We start from the raw sequence: 1881 nt of genomic DNA on the forward strand, positions 1-1881 counted from the left end.
TTGGCGGCCGCCTTCGGCGCCGGCGCGGCCTCGGGCCGCTTCTCCGCCGTCTCGCCGGCGGCCGTCAGGGTGGCCAAAGTCGTTCCCACCTGTACGGTTTCGCCCACGGGCACGACGAGCTCGTCGACGATGCCCTCCTGCCAGCATTCGACCTCGACCGCGGCCTTGGTGGTCTCGACGATGGCCACGACCTGGCCGCGCGTCACCTTGTCCCCGGGCTTGACCAGCCACTCGTTCAGGGTGCCTTCATCCATGTCGGAGCCGAGCGAGGGCATCTTGAATTCGATCACGGCTGTTCCCCGAACAGGCTCTGCACGGCGGCGACGATCTTGGTGGTCTGCGGCAAAGCGGCCTCTTCGAGGTGCTTGGCGTAGGGAATGGGCACCTCGGCGCTGCACACCCGCGCCACCGGCGCGTCCAGGTCGTAGAAGGCGCCCTCCATCACGCGTGCGGTGACTTCGGCGGCGAGGCTGCCGGTGCGCCAGGCCTCGTCGACCACCACCGCGCGATGCGTCTTGCGGACCGATTCCAGGACCGTGGTCTCGTCGAGGGGGCGCAGCACGCGCAGATCGATGACCTCACAGTCGATTCCGGCCAGGGACAACTCGTTGGCGGCGTCGAGCGTCTTCGGCAGGCAGCCGCCGTAGGTGATCAGCGTGACGTCACCGCCGGTGCGGCGAACCGCCGCGCGCGAGATGTCGGTCGGGGAGAGGACGTCGACGTCGGTCGAGGTGTTGTAGAGCTGAACGTGCTCGAAGATCACCACCGGGTCGGGGTCCTCCAGCGCGGGCCCTAGCATGCCGTACGCATCCTCGACGGTGGCCGGAGCCAGCACCTTGATGCCCGGAATGTGGGCGTACCACGGCTCGAGGCTGTGCGAATGCTGCGCGGCGAGCTGGCGACCGGCGCCCGTCGCCATGCGCACGACGATCGGCACGGAGAACTGCCCGCCGGACATATGACGCAGGGCCGCGGCGGTGTTGACGATCTGGTCGAGCGCCAGCAGGCTGAAGTTCACCGTCATGACTTCGACGATCGGCCGTAACCCGTTGAGGGCCGCGCCGATTCCGATTCCGACGAAGCCCAGCTCCGACAGCGGCGTGTCGCGCACGCGCTCCGGGCCGAATTCTTCCAGCAGGCCCTTGGAGGCGGCGTACGTTCCCCCATAACGCCCCACGTCTTCCCCCATCACCACGACGCGCGGGTCATCACGCAGGGCGTCGCGCAGGCCGTCGTGCACGGCGGTTCGATAGCTGGTCTTCATCGCATTGCCTCTTCGGTCAGCACGTCGCGCTCGAGATCCGCCACGTCCTCCCACGTTCCGGCCTCGGCGTAGGCCACCGCGGCCTCGATCTCGGCGACGGCCGCGTCTTCGATCTCACGCACCTCGGCGTCGGAGAGCGTGCCGTCGCCCACGCACTTGTCGGTGAACGCCTGGATCGGGTCGCGCTCGCGCCATCGCTCGACTTCCGCCTTGTCCCGGTACAGTTCCGGGTCGAACATCGAGTGCGCGCGGAACCGGTAGGTGCGGAATTCGATGAAGAACGGGCCACCGGTGTCGCGAACGTGGTCGACGCCCTGCTGCGCGGCGGCATGGCATGCCTCGACGTCCATCCCGTCGACCGCCAGCGTGGGAACCCGGTACGCGGCCGCCTTGACGGTCAGGTCGGTCTGCGACTGGGCGCGGTCCAACGCGGTGCCCATCGCGTAAAGGTTGTTCTCGCAACAGAACAGCACCGGCAGGTTCCACAGCACCGCCATGTTCAGCGACTCGTGGAACGCGCCCTCGGCCACCGCGCCGTCGCCGAAGTAGCAGGCGGTGACCCGCTTCTGCTGCAGCATGGCGTCGGCCAGCGCGATGCCCACCGCGAGCGGCAGGCC

The 1881-nt window shown here is 68.6% G+C and carries 3 protein-coding genes; all 3 read right to left on the bottom strand.

The features are described 5' to 3' along the window. The coding region (locus A9X03_RS13525; protein WP_304528477.1) for a biotin/lipoyl-containing protein at positions 1 to 290 on the bottom strand (290 nt) is incomplete at its 3' end. Beyond that, the gene (locus A9X03_RS13530) at positions 287 to 1264 is read right to left on the bottom strand and encodes an alpha-ketoacid dehydrogenase subunit beta (RefSeq protein ID WP_067761161.1); all 978 of its coding nucleotides are present in this window, start codon (positions 1262 to 1264) and stop codon (positions 287 to 289) included. The genes A9X03_RS13525 and A9X03_RS13530, both read right to left, overlap by 4 nt. Then, a partial coding sequence (locus tag A9X03_RS13535) for a thiamine pyrophosphate-dependent enzyme (RefSeq protein WP_255396729.1) occupies positions 1261 to 1881 on the bottom strand: 621 nt, incomplete at its 5' end. The genes A9X03_RS13535 and A9X03_RS13530, both read right to left, overlap by 4 nt.

Origin of the sequence: Mycobacterium sp. E1715 (assembly GCF_001667625.1) — a bacterium.
Lineage (GTDB): Bacteria > Actinomycetota > Actinomycetes > Mycobacteriales > Mycobacteriaceae > Mycobacterium.